18 protein-coding genes, 10 tRNA genes and 2 rRNA genes are annotated in these 18,840 nt (G+C 40.7%); 2 read left to right on the top strand and 28 right to left on the bottom strand.

Features of this window, described 5'->3' with window-relative positions; all coding sequences use genetic code 11:
* Window positions 1–10 precede the first annotated feature (10 nt).
* Window positions 11–118: an IS3 family transposase gene (locus FCL54_RS24875; protein ID WP_425467172.1), complete on the top strand. Its 108-nt coding sequence runs from the start codon at window positions 11–13 to the stop codon at window positions 116–118.
* A 55-nt stretch (window positions 119–173) separates the two neighbouring features.
* On the opposite strand, the gene FCL54_RS23280 is transcribed toward FCL54_RS24875, so the two are convergent.
* The 15 genes from FCL54_RS23280 to sigW form a co-directional block, all read right to left on the bottom strand.
* Entirely contained in the window at window positions 174–1,091 is a 918-nt protein-coding gene (locus FCL54_RS23280; RefSeq protein ID WP_138129676.1) for a peptidoglycan-binding protein, read from the bottom strand.
* A gap of 209 nt (window positions 1,092–1,300) precedes the next feature.
* Window positions 1,301–1,987, bottom strand: coding sequence for an alpha/beta hydrolase (locus FCL54_RS23275; RefSeq protein WP_138129675.1), 687 nt, complete (start codon window positions 1,985–1,987; stop codon window positions 1,301–1,303).
* Window positions 1,988–2,166: 179 nt separating this feature from the next.
* Window positions 2,167–2,676: a large conductance mechanosensitive channel protein MscL gene (mscL, locus tag FCL54_RS23270; RefSeq protein WP_138129679.1), complete on the bottom strand. Its 510-nt coding sequence runs from the start codon at window positions 2,674–2,676 to the stop codon at window positions 2,167–2,169.
* Between the two features lie 185 nt (window positions 2,677–2,861).
* Complete coding sequence (locus FCL54_RS23265; RefSeq protein ID WP_138129674.1) at window positions 2,862–4,181, bottom strand: histidine--tRNA ligase; 1,320 nt, start codon at window positions 4,179–4,181, stop codon at window positions 2,862–2,864.
* A gap of 757 nt (window positions 4,182–4,938) precedes the next feature.
* Entirely contained in the window at window positions 4,939–5,574 is a 636-nt protein-coding gene (locus tag FCL54_RS23260; protein WP_138129673.1) for an HD-GYP domain-containing protein, read from the bottom strand.
* A 140-nt stretch (window positions 5,575–5,714) separates the two neighbouring features.
* Window positions 5,715–6,812, bottom strand: a complete 1,098-nt coding sequence (locus tag FCL54_RS23255) for a M24 family metallopeptidase (RefSeq protein ID WP_138129672.1) — start codon at window positions 6,810–6,812, stop codon at window positions 5,715–5,717.
* 282 nt (window positions 6,813–7,094) lie between these two features.
* Complete coding sequence (locus tag FCL54_RS24215) at window positions 7,095–7,268, bottom strand: hypothetical protein (protein ID WP_171016991.1); 174 nt, start codon at window positions 7,266–7,268, stop codon at window positions 7,095–7,097.
* 100 nt (window positions 7,269–7,368) lie between these two features.
* On the bottom strand, window positions 7,369–7,872 hold the full coding sequence (locus tag FCL54_RS23250) for a hypothetical protein (protein ID WP_138129671.1): 504 nt from the start codon (window positions 7,870–7,872) through the stop codon (window positions 7,369–7,371).
* Window positions 7,869–8,333 carry a hypothetical protein gene (locus tag FCL54_RS23245; protein ID WP_171016990.1) on the bottom strand — a complete coding sequence of 155 codons (465 nt, stop codon included), beginning with the start codon at window positions 8,331–8,333 and terminating at the stop codon, window positions 7,869–7,871. Before FCL54_RS23245 ends, FCL54_RS23250 begins: the two co-directional genes overlap by 4 nt.
* A gap of 267 nt (window positions 8,334–8,600) precedes the next feature.
* On the bottom strand, window positions 8,601–10,406 hold the full coding sequence (glmS, locus tag FCL54_RS23240) for a glutamine--fructose-6-phosphate transaminase (isomerizing) (protein WP_138129669.1): 1,806 nt from the start codon (window positions 10,404–10,406) through the stop codon (window positions 8,601–8,603).
* 448 nt (window positions 10,407–10,854) lie between these two features.
* Window positions 10,855–12,207: a phosphoglucosamine mutase gene (gene glmM, locus FCL54_RS23235; protein ID WP_138129668.1), complete on the bottom strand. Its 1,353-nt coding sequence runs from the start codon at window positions 12,205–12,207 to the stop codon at window positions 10,855–10,857.
* 65 nt (window positions 12,208–12,272) lie between these two features.
* Entirely contained in the window at window positions 12,273–13,505 is a 1,233-nt protein-coding gene (locus FCL54_RS23230) for a CdaR family protein (protein ID WP_138129667.1), read from the bottom strand.
* Window positions 13,498–14,319, bottom strand: coding sequence for a diadenylate cyclase CdaA (gene cdaA / locus FCL54_RS23225; protein WP_138129678.1), 822 nt, complete (start codon window positions 14,317–14,319; stop codon window positions 13,498–13,500). Before cdaA ends, FCL54_RS23230 begins: the two co-directional genes overlap by 8 nt.
* Window positions 14,320–14,436: 117 nt before the next feature.
* Window positions 14,437–15,081 (bottom strand): anti-sigma factor family protein, encoded by a 645-nt coding sequence (locus tag FCL54_RS23220; protein WP_138129666.1) that lies wholly within the window; start codon window positions 15,079–15,081, stop codon window positions 14,437–14,439.
* 18 nt (window positions 15,082–15,099) lie between these two features.
* Window positions 15,100–15,663 (bottom strand): RNA polymerase sigma factor SigW, encoded by a 564-nt coding sequence (gene sigW / locus FCL54_RS23215; protein WP_138129665.1) that lies wholly within the window; start codon window positions 15,661–15,663, stop codon window positions 15,100–15,102.
* A 234-nt stretch (window positions 15,664–15,897) separates the two neighbouring features.
* On the opposite strand from sigW, the gene FCL54_RS23210 reads away from it, so the two are divergent.
* The gene (locus FCL54_RS23210; protein WP_138129664.1) at window positions 15,898–16,068 is read left to right on the top strand and encodes an aspartyl-phosphate phosphatase Spo0E family protein; all 171 of its coding nucleotides are present in this window, start codon (window positions 15,898–15,900) and stop codon (window positions 16,066–16,068) included.
* A 16-nt stretch (window positions 16,069–16,084) separates the two neighbouring features.
* On the opposite strand, the gene rocF is transcribed toward FCL54_RS23210, so the two are convergent.
* The 13 genes from rocF to FCL54_RS23145 form a co-directional block, all read right to left on the bottom strand.
* A complete protein-coding gene (rocF, locus tag FCL54_RS23205) occupies window positions 16,085–16,984 on the bottom strand; it encodes an arginase (RefSeq protein WP_138129663.1) in 900 nt (299 codons plus the stop codon).
* A 220-nt stretch (window positions 16,985–17,204) separates the two neighbouring features.
* Window positions 17,205–17,280 (bottom strand) — tRNA-Ala (locus FCL54_RS23200).
* 3 nt (window positions 17,281–17,283) lie between these two features.
* A tRNA-Gly gene (locus FCL54_RS23195) sits at window positions 17,284–17,357 on the bottom strand.
* A gap of 45 nt (window positions 17,358–17,402) precedes the next feature.
* Window positions 17,403–17,477, bottom strand: a tRNA-Gly gene (locus tag FCL54_RS23190).
* A 112-nt stretch (window positions 17,478–17,589) separates the two neighbouring features.
* Window positions 17,590–17,665: transfer RNA gene (locus tag FCL54_RS23185), tRNA-Lys, on the bottom strand.
* 158 nt (window positions 17,666–17,823) lie between these two features.
* Window positions 17,824–17,908, bottom strand: a tRNA-Tyr gene (locus FCL54_RS23180).
* Between the two features lie 30 nt (window positions 17,909–17,938).
* Window positions 17,939–18,014, bottom strand: a tRNA-Thr gene (locus tag FCL54_RS23175).
* Window positions 18,015–18,159: 145 nt separating this feature from the next.
* A tRNA-Val gene (locus FCL54_RS23170) sits at window positions 18,160–18,235 on the bottom strand.
* Window positions 18,236–18,247: 12 nt separating this feature from the next.
* Window positions 18,248–18,322 (bottom strand) — tRNA-Glu (locus FCL54_RS23165).
* Window positions 18,323–18,329: 7 nt separating this feature from the next.
* Window positions 18,330–18,405, bottom strand: a tRNA-Thr gene (locus FCL54_RS23160).
* Between the two features lie 3 nt (window positions 18,406–18,408).
* Window positions 18,409–18,483: transfer RNA gene (locus FCL54_RS23155), tRNA-Asn, on the bottom strand.
* A gap of 19 nt (window positions 18,484–18,502) precedes the next feature.
* Window positions 18,503–18,619: ribosomal RNA gene (gene rrf / locus FCL54_RS23150) — 5S ribosomal RNA — on the bottom strand.
* A 123-nt stretch (window positions 18,620–18,742) separates the two neighbouring features.
* Window positions 18,743–18,840: ribosomal RNA gene (locus tag FCL54_RS23145) — 23S ribosomal RNA — on the bottom strand; the annotation flags it as partial.

Here is an 18,840-nt window from a genome sequence, read left to right as displayed (position 1 = left end):
AGAAACAGAGATACGACAAGCAATCGAGGATTATATATACCACTATAACTACAGGCGTTTTCAGAAGAAATTAAAGCAACGCGCGCCGATTGAGTATCGACACGCGTTGGCAGCTTAGTTTTTTTGTGTTGTCTACTTGACAGGGTTAAGACCACAATGATGGCTTTTCTTAATTAGTTCAGCACTTTTACTTTGACTGTACGTCTGCCAAAATCAAGTGCATCCTGTTTATTTGGAATGAAGATATCGATACGGTTGCCGTTGATTGCTCCGCCTGTGTCACCAGCAATCGCATATCCATAACCTTCAACATATACTTTTGAACCTAAAGGAATAACATCCGGGTCAACAGCGATTACTTTTGCATCAGGATTTGATTTTAGGTTAATTCCTGTTGCAGTAATCCCTGAACAGCCTGTGCAATTTGCGGTATACGCTGTTGCTTCTACGTTAAATTCCTTTCCGCTCTCAGCAGATGAACGGCTTACGGTTTGTTTTTCTGTAGATGTGGAATTAGTAGTAGTAGAAACCGTTTTTGCTTTCGGTTCTGCTGATACAGTTACATTTTTAGTTTCTTTGCCGTTCAATGCTGCCCAGGTGTTTTGTCCTGCTATTCCATCAACACTTAAACCATTGTCTTGCTGGAATGCCTTAACTGCCTGTGCAGTGATCGGTCCAAAGATGCCGTCTACCGTAAAGTTGTAATAGTTTCCAAGCTTTTCTTGCAGTGTTACTACTTGATGGCCGCGGTCACCTTCAACCATTGTTTGCAGTGCTTGTCCATTGTTTACATCTTCCAGTGCATCGAATGTGTTAGGCCCAACGATTCCGTCCACTCTTAAGCCATGATCTTTTTGAAAGCTTTTAACAGCTTCAGTTGTGATAGAACCAAAGTAACCAGTTGATTTATGATAATCAAAATATCCTTTGGCAGTGAGTACGTCCTGTAACTCCACGACGTCTGCACTTTTCGATCCGTTCGAGAGGTTTTCATCTCCCATTGCATTTGATACTACCGGACTAGCAAACATCATTCCTGCAACCGCTGTTGTTGTAACCAGATTTCTTACGAAGTTTTTGCGAGTTAACATGTACGCATTCCCCCTGAAGATATTTGGTTTAAAACCTGTCTAAGTTTTACCATGCTTCACATTGTACAGGGGGAATATAACAAAGCGATGTTTATGCAGTAACATGTCAATTACATTAATATGACAGAAAAATACGGATTTTTTATTCTTTGCATAATTTGGTAACATGTTACTACCTAACCTACATCATTGTTACAAAGATTAAAGCATCACACTCTAACACCAAGAAAATTTGAAACTAACTGAACAACATCTATCGCTTCTTCTCCACGGCATAGGATATGCCTGGACCGCTCCAAATAATGAAGGTACTTTTCTTCAGATGCTATCGTTCGATAGATAAATTCAGCACTTCGGAAGGGAACGACCCTATCTATTTTTCCCTGAATGATTAATGTTGGAACTGTTATATTAGCAAATAATGGCCGTAGTTCTTTAACGAGTCTTGTAAATTGCCAGGAAGCGGATAATGGCGTTCTTACAGGTTTACGCCTTTTAAACATCTCATTTTCTCTTATCCTTCCTCTAAAAAAGTCCCTCATCATTTCTAAAGAATCTTTCATCGTTTGTTTTGGGCTAATATAATAAGCTGCAGCACTAAGCAACACTAGTCTTTTCACCTCGTACTTTTGTGCAAGATACCCGGAGATCACTCCCCCCATCGAAAAGCCAATCAAATAAACGGAATCACATTGTTCTTTTAATGTACGAAGGGCTTCCTCAGAAGCTTTGATCCATTCCCCGTATGTAACGCGGTGCAGTGTGTCTTCCTTTCCATGTCCAGGTAGAGTGGGTGTTTCAACCTTCCAATCGGTGCTGGCCCGCAAATGGTTTGCCAGTGGTTCAATCTCATAAGGCGAACCCGTAAATCCATGAATAATCAAGCATCCGTCCATTCACTACACCTTCTCCATTTCGTTTATATCAATTAGTTTAACAAAAATACCTATTTTTATTTCACTTTTAACCTGTAAACAACTTCAATATGCAAAACAAAAATCCCCCGGTGAGAGGGATTTTTGCTTGCCTGCTTGAAGTGAGGTTTTCGCAATTGTCTTTCTAGGTGTTTGAGAATCTATTTAAAACTGATACGAAAGGACTGCTTCTTCTTTTTGCTGAAACTACTGGCCCGTTCGAGCTGTTCCTCCGGTTCTAATTCCGAACCACAGTTTGGACATTTGATCGCTTTATAAGGAATAGAAGTGCAACAGTAGGGGCATTCTTTGTTAGTCATCGATTCCAACGGGTTTTCATAGGGCTTTTTTAACCTGTTAATTTGTCTTATTACTAAAAAAACGGCAAACATTACTATTCCGAAACGAAGCAAAGAGGAGAAGAAGATTCCATAATTTATCGTAGCAGCTCCTGCCTCTTTAGCATCTGCCAGACTCGCATAGGTTTTCCCCGAGAGGCTGACATACAGGTCAGTAAAGTTTACTTTTGCAAAGATCAGCCCGATCGGCGGCAACAGCACATCATTAACAAGGGAATCAATTAAACTTCCGAATGCTGCACCGAGCACCATCCCAATCCCCATATCAGCAACGCTGCCCTTCATGGCAAACTGTTTAAACTCTTTGATAATCCTCATCTTATCTCTCCTTTAATGGCTCTACTATATCCTATTCTAATCAGGACAATCTATGTTTCCTTATAAGGAAGAGCAAGATGATTTTTCAAAAAACAAACTATCCTGGCAGCACTAGACCAGAATGGTTATCTCTAATTACTATTTCTTTTTATAAGCCGTTCTTCTATCACTTTGCATTTTCACTTTTGAAGCTGCTCAGTGCTTTTGTTTGATATAACTATTTTAAGAAAGGCACCAACATCGTCCAGGGTAACTTTTTGTTCCTCTCCGCTTTCCATGTTTTTGACCGTTATTTTATTTTCTTCCAGTTCATTCTCCCCTAATAACAATACGTACGGGATATTTTCCTTGTTGGCATAATCAAGGGATTTTTTAAGGCGCTTTTCTGATAATTCAATTTCGGTACGGATTCCAGAACGGCGAAGCGCACCGGCAAGCCTCATGGATTCCTTTTCTGTACCGATCGGGATGATGAACACATCGACAGCAGGGTCGAGCACAAACTTCCTGGATTGTTTTAATGCGGTATAGATTACATCCAGGCCAAAAGAAATTCCCGCTGTAGGATATGTTCTTTCACTTTCAAGGAAGTTTCCTATAATGGTATCGTATCGTCCTCCACTTCCTATGCTGGATGTAATGCTTCCATCGGTTAAAAAGATCTCATAAATGGTGCCTGTATAAATGTTCAGGCCTCTGGCTAAGAAAGGAGTGAACTTAACTTTCTTTTCTAATCCCAAATATTCTAAAGTGGTAAACAGATCTTTTAATTCTTTAATCCCTTCCCGCAATGTTGCAGAACCGAAATTTTCTTCATAAAAAGAAAGCTTGCAGTTTTCTTTATTTGTTATTATTTCTTTTAGTTCAGAAAGGGTGTTATTATCCACCTTACGCTCTGACAGTTCCCTTAGGACACCATCAAGGCCTATCTTCTCCAGTTTATCAAGAGACAATATAACATCGTTGATGCTCGCTTCAGGAACGTTGATCTCATTTAACAATCCAGTTAAAAGCTTTCGGTTGTTTAGTTGAATCGTAACATCCAATCCTAACCTTTCAAAACAGTCCAACGCCATCGCGATCAAGTCAGCTTCTGCTTTAACAGACTTGATCCCTACAACATCAACATCGCACTGGATAAATTCTCGGAACCTTCCTGCCTTTATCGGGCCATCCCGAAATACTTTCCCTATTTCATACCGTTTCAGAGGGAGCCTCATCTCCGGATTCATCCCTATTACTTTAGCAAAGGGAATCGTAAGGTCATACCGCAGTGAAAGGTCGCGCTCTCCCTGGTCATTAAGCCGATATACTTCCTTTAGAATTTCTTCGCCGCCGCCATACTTTGACGCCATAAGATCATAATAATTTAAAATAGGGGTCTCCAGCGGTTTGCAGCCGTATAGTTCAAATACCTCTTCAAGTGTTTTCTGGATTCTTTTTCTGGTTTGTTGTTCCTGCGGCAAATAGTCAGTTGTTCCTTTTAAGTTTCTTAACATGTTCCTCACCTTTCATTATTGTTTTTTTTAAGGCTCTTTTCTAAAAGATTTTTGTTTTTGCTTAAAAAAGATAAACTGCGACATAACGGATAGATGACCGCTGCAGAAATACACTACGCTTTCCGCGGGCTCGCGCTGAGTTGCGCTTTGACGTTCCACATCTTTGAAAAACGTCAATTGATTGGAGCAGAGGACAGTCGACTCCTCGAAAATGTATTCACATTTCCTTCGTGCGATGTAACGCTGCCGAAGCCTTCCTTGTCCTGCGGGAAAAGCAACAGCTGAAGATCCCGGCAGTGTTGAAAGGTGGAGGCGAACGCCAAGAGACGTATGGATTGGACTGAACCGCATGGAGATAAGAAACAACGCCGAACGAAAGAGAGTCGATGTTGCCTTATCGCAAGGAGGTGAGGGAAATCCACTAGTCTCTGTGAGCCGGAACTAGACAGGCGGTTTTTGCTGACGAGGAAGCGGAAGCGTTGCCCGCGGAAAGCGAACTGCCCGGAGCGGAAATCAATGTTGAGATAGCGTCGCAGTTCCTCTCTTATGTGAAGTTTATTAAGCAACAAAGTATGCGAAAAGAGCCCTTTTTTAACCAATATAAAAAGGCCATGCAGGTATGAAAAAATACCTGCATGGCCTTTAAGAATGCCCGCAGGTACAAGAACAAATAGCCCTTGTACCTGCGGGGATTTATCCCGGGTCCAAGGACTTACGTATGATGAAGTTGTGGGAAAGTTAGTTGATTAATCATGTCTTATTCCTCACATTTTTCTTTAGTAGAAAATATTTGTTCGATCATTTGAGAATCATTATACCATAACTCCGTTTCAGGAAAAGGTATTTTTTCCATCTTTTCAATAAAACGGGCCACCAGGTCTCCATCGAACTGTTTCCACGACCATTTGCGCAGTTCTCCGAACGCCTGGCGAAAAGATTTTACCCCTGATTGATAGTTTCTCCGATCAAAAGCCATCGTATCAAATGCATCGCAGATAGCAATAATCCTTCCCTGTTTTAAAATCTGTTTGCCGACCAGGCCACCTGGATAGCCGCTTCCATCCCAGTGTTCATGATGATGTTCAATAAAGCCTGCAGCACGATTATTTCCAAGCTCCTTCTCAACAATGGCACTTCCTATAGCGCAGTGTCTTTGTATAACACGATACTCCTCGTCTGTAAGTCTCTCTGGCTTAGACAAGATCTCATCGGCAATTGCTGTCTTTCCAATATCATGTAACAAGGCTGCAGTTCTTAAATCATCATCATAACAGCCCACATGTTCACCGAGCATTTCCGCCATATGCATAACGCGCTGGGAATGGAATTTGAAAGAGTAATATTCCGGATGGATGTTGGTCATCTTTTCGAATAACTGGTCTGCAGCCTTCATGATATCCTCCTGGTCAAATCGTTACATGTTCTTTCGACAAAAGCTTCGATAATCCTTTTCTTATCGTTAGAAGCTTTCTAGAGGAAGAATAAAGCTATAAAGGTAAAAGAGGATAATCCTAATGGATCATCCTCTTAAGCTTAGCCTATGATTTGCAGTTCTTTTGGATAACTCGTTAATGTTTTATAACCAGAATCAGTGATGACGATTTCATCTTCTATTCTCACTCCGCCAATCTCAGGAACATAAATTCCTGGTTCGATCGTAAAGGTCATTCCCTTTTGAAGGGTGCCATTGTTGTTCTGGCTCATAGAAGGAAATTCATGTACATCTATTCCGATTCCATGTCCGATCCGATGAGGGAAGTAATCTCCGTAGCCGCCATCGGATATGATGTCTCTTGCTGTTTTATCAAGGTCCCCGAGCCTTGTACCTTCTTTGCATTTTTCTAAGGATGCAAGCTGTGCCTTTAGCACTGTTTCATAAATTTCCTTTTGTTTATTATTTGCTTCCTTATAAGCAAACGTTCTCGTGATGTCTGATGTATAGCCGTTTAACACGACACCAAGATCGAATAAAACGAGGTCACCTCTTTTTAACTTCCGATCTCCCGGGTTTCCGTGAGGCTGTCCTGCCTTTTCTCCGAACAGAACCATCGTGGAAAAGGACATTTCACGCACGCCTTTTTTCTTTAATTCGTATTCTATTTTGGCCAGTACCTCCATTTCAGTACAGCCTTCATAAAGCGCCTTAACTCCGGTCTCTACTCCAAAGTCCGCCAGTTTCGCCGCCTCTTTCATCATTTCTAATTCTTTGCTATCTTTAATCAATCTCATCTGATTCAGCTTGTCTTCCACTGAAGCGAACCGCAATCCAGGGAAAAGCTTCATCAATTGCTCTGCTCTTTCATAGGAAAGAAGCTCTTTTTCGATTGCAACAGAAGATGTTTCCTTTATTCCACGCTTGTTGATCGCTTCCTGAATAAGTTCCCATGGATTATCAGAGTCACTGTACCCAATAATCTCGAATTTCCAGCCAGCATCTCTTGCCTGGGATTCTTCCATACCCGGACAAACTAAAAAAGGTTCTTTTTCTGGAAATACAAACATGCCAAGGAGGCGTTCATGCGGATCCGTGTAAAACCCCGATAAATAAAAAACGTTCGGCGTAGAATGAATAAATGCAAATGAATGGTTATTTTCCTTCAGCCATGCTGCTACTCTATCAAGTCTATCCATGTCTTTCACTTCCTTTTATTTATAGTATTTTTCATATGTCTCCTACTCAAGCTTATCATAATTCAAAAGAAAAAGACCTTCCAATTAAGAAGGCCAGCTATGCTATTATTTTATTCAAGTTCTTTTACCTAAACAGAATTTTCTATGCATATTCAAGAAAAAACCGCTGATTTCTCAGCGGTCCTGCTTGTGTATGTGAGGGGAACACAAGTTTATGGCATATAAATTAAAGAGTACTACTCAACGACAATGATAATCGTTTTCAATTAAAAAGTCAACCATTTACCGGTATTCAGGTTGGTGAACTGGCCGAGCGGTCTCATAACGTCTGCTGTTAGACTGGACTTGAACTCGAACAGGTATCCTTTTGGCTTCTGCCTTAAGCTTTACTCCTAAAAACATGAAAGAGCCTGACAAAAGAGAAAATAACAAACCTATTTGAATCAATTCAACCATCCAAACCGCCTCCACTTTGATCTCTTGCTACTATCATATCACATATAATTGATAAATATTATCATTATCACTAAATTGTCAAAATATTTGAGTAGGAAATTCATTCCTGCGCCCGCCCCCTGGTTTTAACAATGAGGTGATAGATCAGGATTTGGCTACTTTGAACAAGCAAATAAATCGAGATAGACCAATAACTTTGAAATCCTTTGTCATAATGGTATAAACCCACTTTTAAACCAACCCATTCAACACCCAGGGAGAAAACAGTCCAAACTGCAATGTATAGAATGTTAAAGAACCCTTTAATTTTGAACCTTACATATAAATACATGAATAAATAACTATAAGTTCCAAAGCTCAGGTAACTTAAAAAGTCTAATAACTGGTATGCTGCACTATCGTTAACATCATAAAAATCCCATGGACCAACGCTTATCGTATGATCAAAAAACATCGCAATAAACACTCCGTAGAGGAAATAAGCCACGGATTCCAACCGATTAAAAATACGGGGCAAAATAAAAACGATTATAATAAAAAGTAAATTTATTAAAACAAACCATTCGTTTGCATCAAACGATTTCTCATACACAACTTCGTTCATTTTATCGATTCACCCCTGTTATCCATTGCTGTTAACAACTTACTTATTAATAAACCGATAAGCAAATACGCTGAATGAACGATCATAGCAAATAAGAAATTCCATTTTATAAATTCCATGACCTTAAACTGCACTAAAAAATAATCAAATAAAACCAGTATCAACAACGCGAGCAAAAAGAATAATCTTTTCTTTTCTGAATGAAGGGATACATTTACAAAAAGTAGAACAATAACAGGAATTAGAACATCCCTATATAAAATAAACACAATAAATAAAAAAGGATTTTGTGTATTCTTGATAAATTCCAGTTGCATGGTCAATATTGTCATGACGTTTGTGGAAACAATCGTTGTGAACATAAAAAGAATAAAATTATGTAAGAAAGATAACGTTTTGGGGATCAGAAGAAAACAACTGACAAAAAACCAGACTAAAATGAATGAAATCGATATTGCCATTTACTCACTCTTTCTCATATAACGGATTAAGTTGAAATAGATCAGAAAAGTTGAAACCTTATATTAGGAAGACTTTTGGAAAAGTATTATCACCTGGTTATCTTCTATGTTTTACTAAGTCATGTCATTTTAAACGGAGTCCTTTGTCTCTTAGTCGGACTCCTCCATATACTGTTAGCTTTTAAACCATAGGTCAGCTGGATTGACCTGTTTTAGAATTAAGTAAAAAAACCCCTAACCAACAGGTTAGGGATTCATTCAAGATTTTTATTCAACTGTTACTGATTTAGCAAGATTACGCGGCTTATCGACGTCACAATCGCGGTGAAGTGCAGCGTAATAAGCAAGTAATTGCAACGGTACGACGGACACAAGCGGGGTTAGATATTCATGTACTTCATCAAGCACAATGTTATCTCCCTCTTCGTTTAAGCCCTTCATGCTAATGATGCATGGGTGAGCGCCACGAGCGACAACTTCCTGTACATTGCTGCGGATACTGCCGTTAACATGTTCCTGTGTAGCAAGTGCAATGATCGGTGTTCCCTTTTCGATAAGTGCGATTGTTCCATGTTTAAGCTCTCCGCCGGCAAATCCTTCCGCCTGAATGTAAGAGATTTCCTTCAGTTTCAAAGCTCCCTCAAGGCAAACAAAGTAATCGACCGCTCTTCCGATAAAGAAACAATTGCGTGTTACAGAAAGATAATTACGGGCAATCTTTTCAATCATTTCTTTCTGGTCAACCATTGCTTCCATTGCGTTCGCTACTACGCCAAGCTCCCGAATCGGGTTGAAATCCAGCTCGATTCCCTTCGCTTGAGCAGTATCTACTGCAAGAATAGCCATTACAGCCATTTGAGCAGTGTAAGCTTTTGTAGAAGCTACCGCAATTTCAGGGCCTGCATGTGTGTGAAGCGTATAATCTGCTTCACGGGATAATGTGGAGCCCGGTACGTTTGTAATTGTGAGAGTACGGTACCCTTGCTTTTTCACATTCACGAGTACTCCACGGCTGTCTGCAGTTTCACCACTTTGCGAAATGAAGATGAAAAGCGGTTTTTCAGAAATCAGTGGCATGTTATATAAGAACTCGCTCGCAATGTGCGTTTCTACCGGTACATTTGCAATATTTTCAATTAGTTGCTTGCCAACCAGGCCAGCATGATAGCTGGTTCCGCATGCAATAATATAGATTCTGTCTGTATCTTTCATCGCCTCGCGAATGTCTTGATCCAGTTTGATGTTTCCATCTTCGTCTTGATACTTTTGAATAATATTACGAATAACGAAAGGCTGCTCATCAATTTCTTTTAACATGTAGTGTGGATAAGTACCTTTTTCGATGTCACTTGCATCAAGTTCAGCAGTGAATGGCTCGCGTTCCATTTCCTCGCCATGAATGTTCTTAATCGTAACGGATTCACGGGAAACAAGTACAACCTCTTCATCCATTAACTCAACAAAACGGTCAGTTACTTGAAGCATCGCCATAGAATCACTTGCTACAACGTTGAATCCATCCCCAAGTCCAACAAGCAGCGGGCTTTTGTTCTTGGCAACATACAGATGTTCAGGATCCTCGTTATCGATTAATGCAAGAGCATAAGAGCCTTTAAGCTTCATTAACGCTGTTCGGAACGCTTCCGATACTGTCATGTTTTCCTGCAACACAAAACGGGCGATCAGTTCAACAACGACCTCCGTATCAGTTGCACTTACAAAATCCACATCGGAAAGGTATTCTCTCTTAATATGTTCGTAGTTTTCGATAACCCCGTTATGAACCAGTGTAAAACGCTTAGAACTGTCCTGATGCGGGTGGGCATTAACACGACTTGGTTCTCCGTGAGTTGCCCAGCGAGTATGGCCGATCCCGACAGTAGCTTTTACATTCTCATCCACTTGTTCACGTAAGGTTGCAATACGTCCTTTTTCTTTAAAAAGATGCAATCCTTCTTCATTTAATAGAGCGATACCTGCGGAGTCATATCCTCTGTATTCAAGCTTTTCTAAACCTCTTAAAAGAATTTCCTTTGCATCTTGTTGACCAATATATCCTACAATTCCACACATAAATCATAATCCTCCCTGTAACAAGGGACAGGTTATGCGGGGCATACCTGCCCCTTTCGTATATTCTTTATTCGCTCATCATGACTTTGATTTTGTACAGAGAGTCACCTCACTGTTTTTTACAAAGTCGTACGGTTGTGATGAAGCAACCGAGAGGCATCCGCCGATTGATCGATGAACCTCTTCCTCGTCAACTATTTCCTTGTCGTCCATGGAAATAGTTCAGGCGCTTATAATTAATTTAATAATGCCTATCCTCCTTTTCCCTTCTAGAATAGAGTGAAACAAGAAATATCATACTATATAAACTTTAAGCGGGTCAATTACTATTTTTTAAAGTTGGTAAACTTATTATCCTTCAACCTTTTTCTTTTAAAAATATGCATGTGCAAGCTTTCCTGTGCTGCACATGCATACTTTTCGTAGCTAAAATGGTTTTTTGACCGGTTTATGCTTCAAGCGCTCCCAATTCTTCTTTAATCACTTCGGCAATTTGGTCAACATACTTTTTGCAGAGTTCTTCAGTAGGCGCTTCCGCCATTACACGGATTAATGGCTCGGTTCCTGACGGACGGACAAGGACTCTTCCCTCTTCTCCCATTTCCGTTTCCACTTCGTTAATTTCTTTATCAATCCGTTCATTGCCGCTTAACTTCGTTTTGTCTGCTACACGGACATTAACCATTACCTGCGGGAACTTCTGCATTTCGGCCGCAAGCTCTGATAAAGGCTTTTCTGTTACTTTCATGATATTTACAAGCTGAAGAGCAGATAGCATTCCGTCTCCTGTTGTAATATGCTCCAGGAAAATAATATGTCCAGACTGTTCTCCTCCAAGAATGTAACCGTTCTTTCTCATTTCTTCCATTACATAGCGGTCGCCAACCTTTGTTTGGATAGATTGGATTCCTTCTTCTTCAAGCCCTTTATGAAAACCGAGATTACTCATCACAGTGGAAACGACGGTGTCATGTCGTAGGCGTCTTTGCTGTTTATAAAACTTTGCACAAATAAACATGATCTGGTCACCGTCAATGATGTTTCCATTTTCATCAATTGCAATTAAGCGGTCACCGTCTCCATCAAATGATAGACCCACATCCGCACCCTTTTCTTTCACAAAGGCTGCAAGCGCTTCTGGATGAGTAGAACCAACTCCATCATTGATATTGATGCCATTCGGATTTGTACCGATCGTTGAAATATCAGCTTCAAGATCAGCGAACAGATGAGGAGCAAGTGATGATGTAGCACCGTGTGCACAGTCCAGAGCGATATGAAGGCCATTAAAGTCTTCATCCACTGTTTGTTTAAGATATTGAAGGTACTTTTGAGACCCTTCAAAATAATCGCTTACAATTCCAAGGTCTGCTCCTGTTGGACGAGGCAAGGAATCTGTTTCACCATCTAACAGCTTTTCAATTTCTTCTTCCTGTTCATCGGAGAGCTTGAAACCATCCGGACCAAAGAATTTAATGCCATTATCTCCTACAGGGTTATGAGAAGCTGAAATCATAACACCAGCCTGTGCTCCCAATGCTTTCGTTAAGTATGCAACTCCAGGAGTCGATATAACACCAAGACGCATTACTTCCGCTCCGATCGAAAGTAAACCAGCTACGAGTGCTCCTTCAAGCATATAACCGGAAATTCTAGTATCTCTGCCAATAAGAATCTTTGGCTTTTCACTTTCCTTTGTTAAGACATAACCGCCAAAACGCCCCAATTTAAAGGCTAATTCAGGAGTCAGCTCTGTATTTGCTACGCCTCTCACACCATCTGTGCCAAAATATTTACCCATATATACTCTCTCCTTCATACGGTTAGGAAAAATTCCAATGATTATCGTTGGTTAATCAAACCTGTTTAAGTTTGGTTTTTGATCGCTACTTTAACTTTTTGATTATTTGCCCATTGTATATGCTGTGGGCCGTTAATTTCAACCGCTAATTCATGTTCCCCTTCTGAAAGCTCGCTTACGTCGACATATGCTTCGATATCAGGCTTTTTCAACTTATCAAGAACTGTTGAAGCTCCTTTAAGCGTTATGTCCAATTCTCCTGACTTCGGATCAAGGAATTCAGCCATTAACCCATCGGATAAACCTGTTACTTTTACAGGAATGTCCGTAAACGTTACTTCTTGTTCTTTATCAACGGTGACTTTTATCTTTATCGATTCGGGATCAACTTTCTTAGCACCTTCTGGAACTGGAACTTTTAATTCAAGCGTTGTGTTTTCTTTTATCTTATCAAGCTCAAGAGGTATGCCATCAATGTACTGTATATCATTAAGGACATCGTTCGGCCCAAAAACAGTCACTTCTGCCGGTTCTATTTCAATACTTGAAATGCTTACCCCGTCTGGAAGCTTGCCGTTTTCATCTAGCTTTATCGGTACTTTTTTATATGGGCTGGAAATCGGTACTTTTACATCGACTACAGAAGGCTCGATCGTTAAATCTTTAAGTTCATGCATATTTTCATCATAAACATTTAACGGAATTCTCTGTTTAACGGTATCTTTTGCATCGCTTATATCGACATATCCTCTGACAAAAGCTATTTTATCCAATTGTGATTTCGCACCTGTGACACTAACACTATTCGGTGTTATAATCGGCTCTTCTGCCGTGTATCCCTCTGGAATTTTATTCTTATTCATTAGTTCTATATCAACAGAATGTTCAACCGTTGCTTTCTTCTCAATAAGCACTGGTACTGAACCTGGCTCGATTGCTACATCAACTTCGTCAGGAAAGTTTTTATGTTTCACTTTAACAAGGTGTTTTCCTGGCGTTAAATTGCGAAGGTCCACATAAACTTCCTTATTGCTAAGCTTGGACAACATGACCCGATCCCGTGATCCCTTTACCACAACATCAACCGAATCCGGCAAGTTGGAATAGACGATTTCTTTTTCATCATAATAGACATCTAGCTTCATATTGGTAATCCGTTCTGTTTCCGTTTCTGGTTCAAAAATATTCTTATTTTCAGAAGCCGTGTTATCCGGCATAGCCACGATGGTATAAAGCATTAGGGCGAGCAAAAAGGATATTATTTTAACAAACCAGTTACTTTTTAAAAGCTTATCCATTCTTTTTCCCCCTCCAATTCCAGCGGTTTGAAGCAGGAGACTTCGTGGTGGCAGGCCTTAACTCTGCTATCAAGAGTTCCCTTAATGCATCTTCTGAAAGATTTCGATGTAATTCACCGTTTTTTGTTAAGGAAACCCCGCCAGTTTCTTCTGAGACAACGATGGTAACACTATCGGTCACTTCACTGATTCCAAGTGCTGCACGGTGCCTTGTTCCAAGTTCTTTTGAAATAAAAGGACTCTCGGAAAGAGGCAAATAACATGCGGCAGCCAGAATTTGGTCGCCCTTCATAATAACGGCTCCATCATGTAATGGAGTGTTAGGGATGAATAAATTAATAAGAAGCTCTGATGTTATTCTTGCTTGAATCGGTATGCCTGTTTCCACGTAATCATTTAGGCCAGTTTCTCTCTCTATGGATATTAGGGCTCCGATTCTCCGTTTCCCCATATAGGATGTAGCTTTCACTGCTGATTCAACAACATGTAATGTCTGTTCTTCTTCTACACTACCCCTTGAAAACAGCCTGCCGCGGCCAAGTTGTTCAAGGGCCCTTCTTAATTCAGGCTGGAAAATAATAATAATAGCTAATAAACCATATAAAACGACGCGTTCTAAAATCCAGTGCAGCGTATTCAGTTCAAAAAAGCTACTGAAAAACCAGGCTGCAATAATAACGGTTATCCCTTTTAACAATTGGACAGCTTTCGTTCCGCGGATAAGCATGATAATCTTGTAGATCACATACGTAACCAGCAATATATCAACAATTTCAGTTATGTAGTCTAATATATTAAAACCTGCAACAGGCAGCACAGCTCTTCCTCCAAACGTAATTATTTGGCCTGTATTTATAACTGTTTTATTATACCATATTTTAATTAATGGCTAATAACCATGTGAAAATTCCCACAAAAATAAGGTGCTGTTTCAAGGCACCTTATTTTTGCTTGTGGCATCTGAACTGAAAAGATCGATGGTATCAGAAGACACCTTCTTTATTTGATACCATACCCATTCTACGATATGATCAACCTCTTCTATTTTTCCGTTAACCTTACCCGCTGAGGCCATATAACGTTCTCCGTTTATAACAACGACGTCACCCTGCACTTCCCCTTCGATCTCTACGTTCCGGTTTTTAACAATGAGGTCACCTCTTACAACCTCTCCTTCTGGCACGATGACGGTATTTCGTTCTTTATCAAAGGTAAGATTTCCTGATAGAGAAGATAATTCATTTTCACTTGTCCAGGAAGCATACAGGGATCCTGTCATCAAAATAAAAAACAACACAGCTGCAGTTAATAAAGGATGCATTTTCATCCATCTTTTAAAGCGTACAGTTTTCTTTTCAGCAGGCAACTGAGCCATTACTTTGGAAGTAAAACCATTAGGTGCCCTGACTTCAGGTGCACTTTGAAGAAAGCTTTCTGCTTCTCTTAACTCTTCAAAGTAATCCCTGCAGTCTGCACAGCTCTTTAAATGGTAATTTAACTGGAGCTTTTCAGTTGCTGTAGCTTCCTGGTCTAATACCTTATGCATTAATAGAACTGCCTCTTTTTCGCATTTCATTTTTCATACCCCTCCTCTCTACCCGTTACGGAGCCTTTTCCTCAGCGCTTCTCTTCCCCGGTGTATTCTTGTTTTTACTGTTGCAACCGGCAGTTCTAAGATTTCACTTATCTCTTTAAGGGATAATTCCTGTATATACTTTAATATAATGGCAGAACGATACTTCGGCGGCAAGTTTAAAATCTCTTGCTGGATACCTTGCTGAGTCTCAATGCTTACTACTTTTTCATCAGGCAGTTCTTCATTTGCTGCTAATTGAGAATACATGGTTAATCCTTCCGTACCGGCGATTTCTGCGTCCAGGTAATAATCCGGCCGTTTTTTCCGAAGCCGATCTATCGCAAGGTTAGTCGCTATTCTATACAGCCATGTAGAGAACTTGCGATTAATCTCAAAGCGATCAATATTTGTAAAAGCCCTGATAAAGGCTTCTTGCGCTACATCTTCCGCTTCTTGCTTGTTACCCAGCATCCGATAGGAAATGTGATAAACTTTGTCCTTATAAAGTTCCACTATTTCTCCAAATGCATTGTGGTCACCCTTTTTTACTTGTTTTATTATCCGTTTTACAATGGCATCCATAATAACCCCAACCTCCGCTACACTATGCGGCTATCATATTTACGTTTGCTGATTCAAAAAGTTTCATTTTTTTATAAAAAATTTTTTTCTATCTTTCATTCTAGCATGAGTTTAACGATATTCGTCTAAATTCCTTACATTATTTTGAAAAAAATGGTTTAAGCTTGTTTACATTAGGGTATGAATGAAATAATAAATTTTGAAAGGACTGGTGGCTGAATGGGTGCGGCGTGCATGGAGCAGAAACTTCTGCTTGAAATTGAAGAGTCAAGAAGGAAAATGAACAATTTAGCCAGGATGAAACCTTTAAAATCATCAGAAATAATTGAAATAAGCACCTATCTTGATCAATTGCTAAATCAATATGAACGACACAAATATAGAAAAACAGCGGCCGTGGAATGAGCCGCTGTTTTATTAATTATTTAAGCTTTTCACCAAACAAAGAACCCATTAACGCAACCGCTACTGTCGCAGTTTTATTTTTATCATCTAAGATAGGATTGACTTCAACAAATTCGGCAGAAGTTAGAATATCTGATTCTGCAAGCATTTCCATAGCAAGATGGCTTTCGCGGTAGCTTATTCCTCCAAGGACAGGCGTCCCTACGCCTGGAGCATCATGCGGATCAAGGCCATCAAGATCAAGGCTTAAATGCACGCCATCTGTACCTTTGCTTACATACTCGATTGCTTCTTCCATTACTTTTGTCATCCCCATACGATCAATCTCATGCATGGTATATACTTTAATACCCTTTTCTCGTATTAATTCTTTCTCTCCCTCATCAAGGGAACGCGCACCGATTATAACGATGTTTTCAGGTTTGATCTTCGGTTGATACCCTGCGATGTTAACTAGCTGCTCATGGCCGATACCAAGACTCACTGCAAGCGGCATCCCATGTATATTACCAGATGGAGAAGTATCAGAAGTATTCAAATCTCCATGGGCATCATACCAGATAACTCCCAGATTCTCATAATGCTTTGCGACACCTGCAAGGGTACCGATCGCGATACTGTGGTCTCCACCGAAAATTAACGGAAAACGGTTGTTTTGAATCACATTATCCACAGAGGCAGCAAGTTTTTCATTGGCTTCAGCTACTTCGTTAAGATTTTTTAAGTTTGAATCACCAGGCTGGCTTTTTTTAGTTGGACGCCCAATTTCTATATCTCCAAGGTCTTCGATATCATAATTTAGAGCTTCTAACCGATCTACTATTCCAGCATAGCGGATTGCACTTGGGCCCATGTCAACCCCTCTGCGCATTTGGCCCAGGTCCATCGGAACACCAACAATTGATATCTTCTTCATTTTTTATACGTCCTCCTTATATGTATATTCTAATTTTATTTTACCCTCCTTTTTGGGGATGACTCAACTGGACACTTTCATGAATAGATATGCGCCCATACCATCTGTTTAGTGAATTATCCGGATATTTATAAGCGGAAAAACTCCAGGATGGAATATTTAAAAAAGCAAACAAAAAACCCTGAATCGAAATTTCGATTCAAGGTTAATAACTTATGTATGGTGGAGCCTAGCGGGATCGAACCGCTGACCTCCTGCGTGCAAAGCAGGCGCTCTCCCAGCTGAGCTAAGGCCCCAAATGGAGCGGGTGATGGGAATCGAACCCACGACATCAGCTTGGAAGGCTGAGGTTTTACCACTAAACTACACCCGCATTCAGATAAATATTATATTATCAAATTCAAAATGACTTTTCAAGTGGAGCGGAAGACGGGATTCGAACCCGCGACCCCCACCTTGGCAAGGTGGTGTTCTACCACTGAACTACTTCCGCATAATGGTGAGCCATGGAGGATTCCGAAGCGAAGCTAGTCCTGCTTCTTCCCTGATATCCTGCTTTGCTGCAGGGGAACCGTGGGTGAGAAATCCGAAGCTTCTTGAAAAAATGGTGAGCCATGGAGGATTCGAACCTCCGACCCTCTGATTAAAAGTCAGATGCTCTGCCAGCTGAGCTAATGGCTCTCGTTGTTTATTCAACTGTGTCCCTTTCTCTTCCAGTTTATGCTAACGATGTAATCTGCGTCGGAACAAATCGCAGTTTACTCGGCGAAGTTTCGCTCTTAGCTAATGGCTCTCGTTGTTAAGTTGTATTCAATCTATGTAGCTTTTTCAAAGCTAAATGGTGGAGGGGGACGGATTCGAACCGCCGAACCCTGAGGGAGCGGATTTACAGTCCGCCGCGTTTAGCCACTTCGCTACCCCTCCATCATATTAATGTAAGAATACAAGAAAAAGTGGTGCCGGCCAGAGGACTTGAACCCCCAACCTACTGATTACAAGTCAGTTGCTCTACCAATTGAGCTAGACCGGCGAAGTATTATGAAGTAAAAGCAATAACCGTCATCCCGACCTCAGCTTGCTAACCAGGAAGCAACTCGATCGGTATGCTGATGGCCAAATCAGGATGTTTCTCGGTCGTACTCTACCAATTGAGCTAGACCGGCACTTCATAAAAATGGTGGAGGATGACGGGCTCGAACCGCCGACCCCCTGCTTGTAAGGCAGATGCTCTCCCAGCTGAGCTAATCCTCCACTATATTTTGTTGGTGACCCGTACGGGATTCGAACCCGTGTTACCGCCGTGAAAGGGCGGTGTCTTAACCACTTGACCAACGGGCCATTTATCTGGAGCTTCCAACCGGATTCGAACCGATGACCCCTTCCTTACCATGGAAGTGCTCTACCTGCTGAGCTATGGAAGCATATGGCTCCACAGGTAGGACTCGAACCTACGACCGATCGGTTAACAGCCGATTGCTCTACCACTGAGCTACTGTGGAATATTAATATTAAAGCAAAGCCCGGCGACGTCCTACTCTTACAGGGGGAGATCCCCCAATTACCATCGGCGCTGAAGAGCTTAACTTCCGTGTTCGGCATGGGAACGGGTGTGGCCTCTTCGCCATCATCACCAGACTTTATTTAATTCCCCACAATCATGGTTTGTTAAAGACAAAATATATATTACAACATTTATAAAAGGTTTTCAAGGTTTTTTGTTCCCTGAAAACTAGATAACGACTAGACATCTTTAATAAATAGGATAAGCCCTCGATCGATTAGTATCTGTCAGCTCCATGTGTTGCCACACTTCCACCCCAGACCTATCAACCTCATCATCTTTAAGGGATCTTACC

It is taken from the genome of Exobacillus caeni (assembly GCF_005747095.1).
Taxonomy (GTDB): domain Bacteria; phylum Bacillota; class Bacilli; order Bacillales; family Guptibacillaceae; genus Exobacillus; species Exobacillus caeni.
This window is presented reverse-complemented; position numbering and strand designations above follow the sequence as displayed.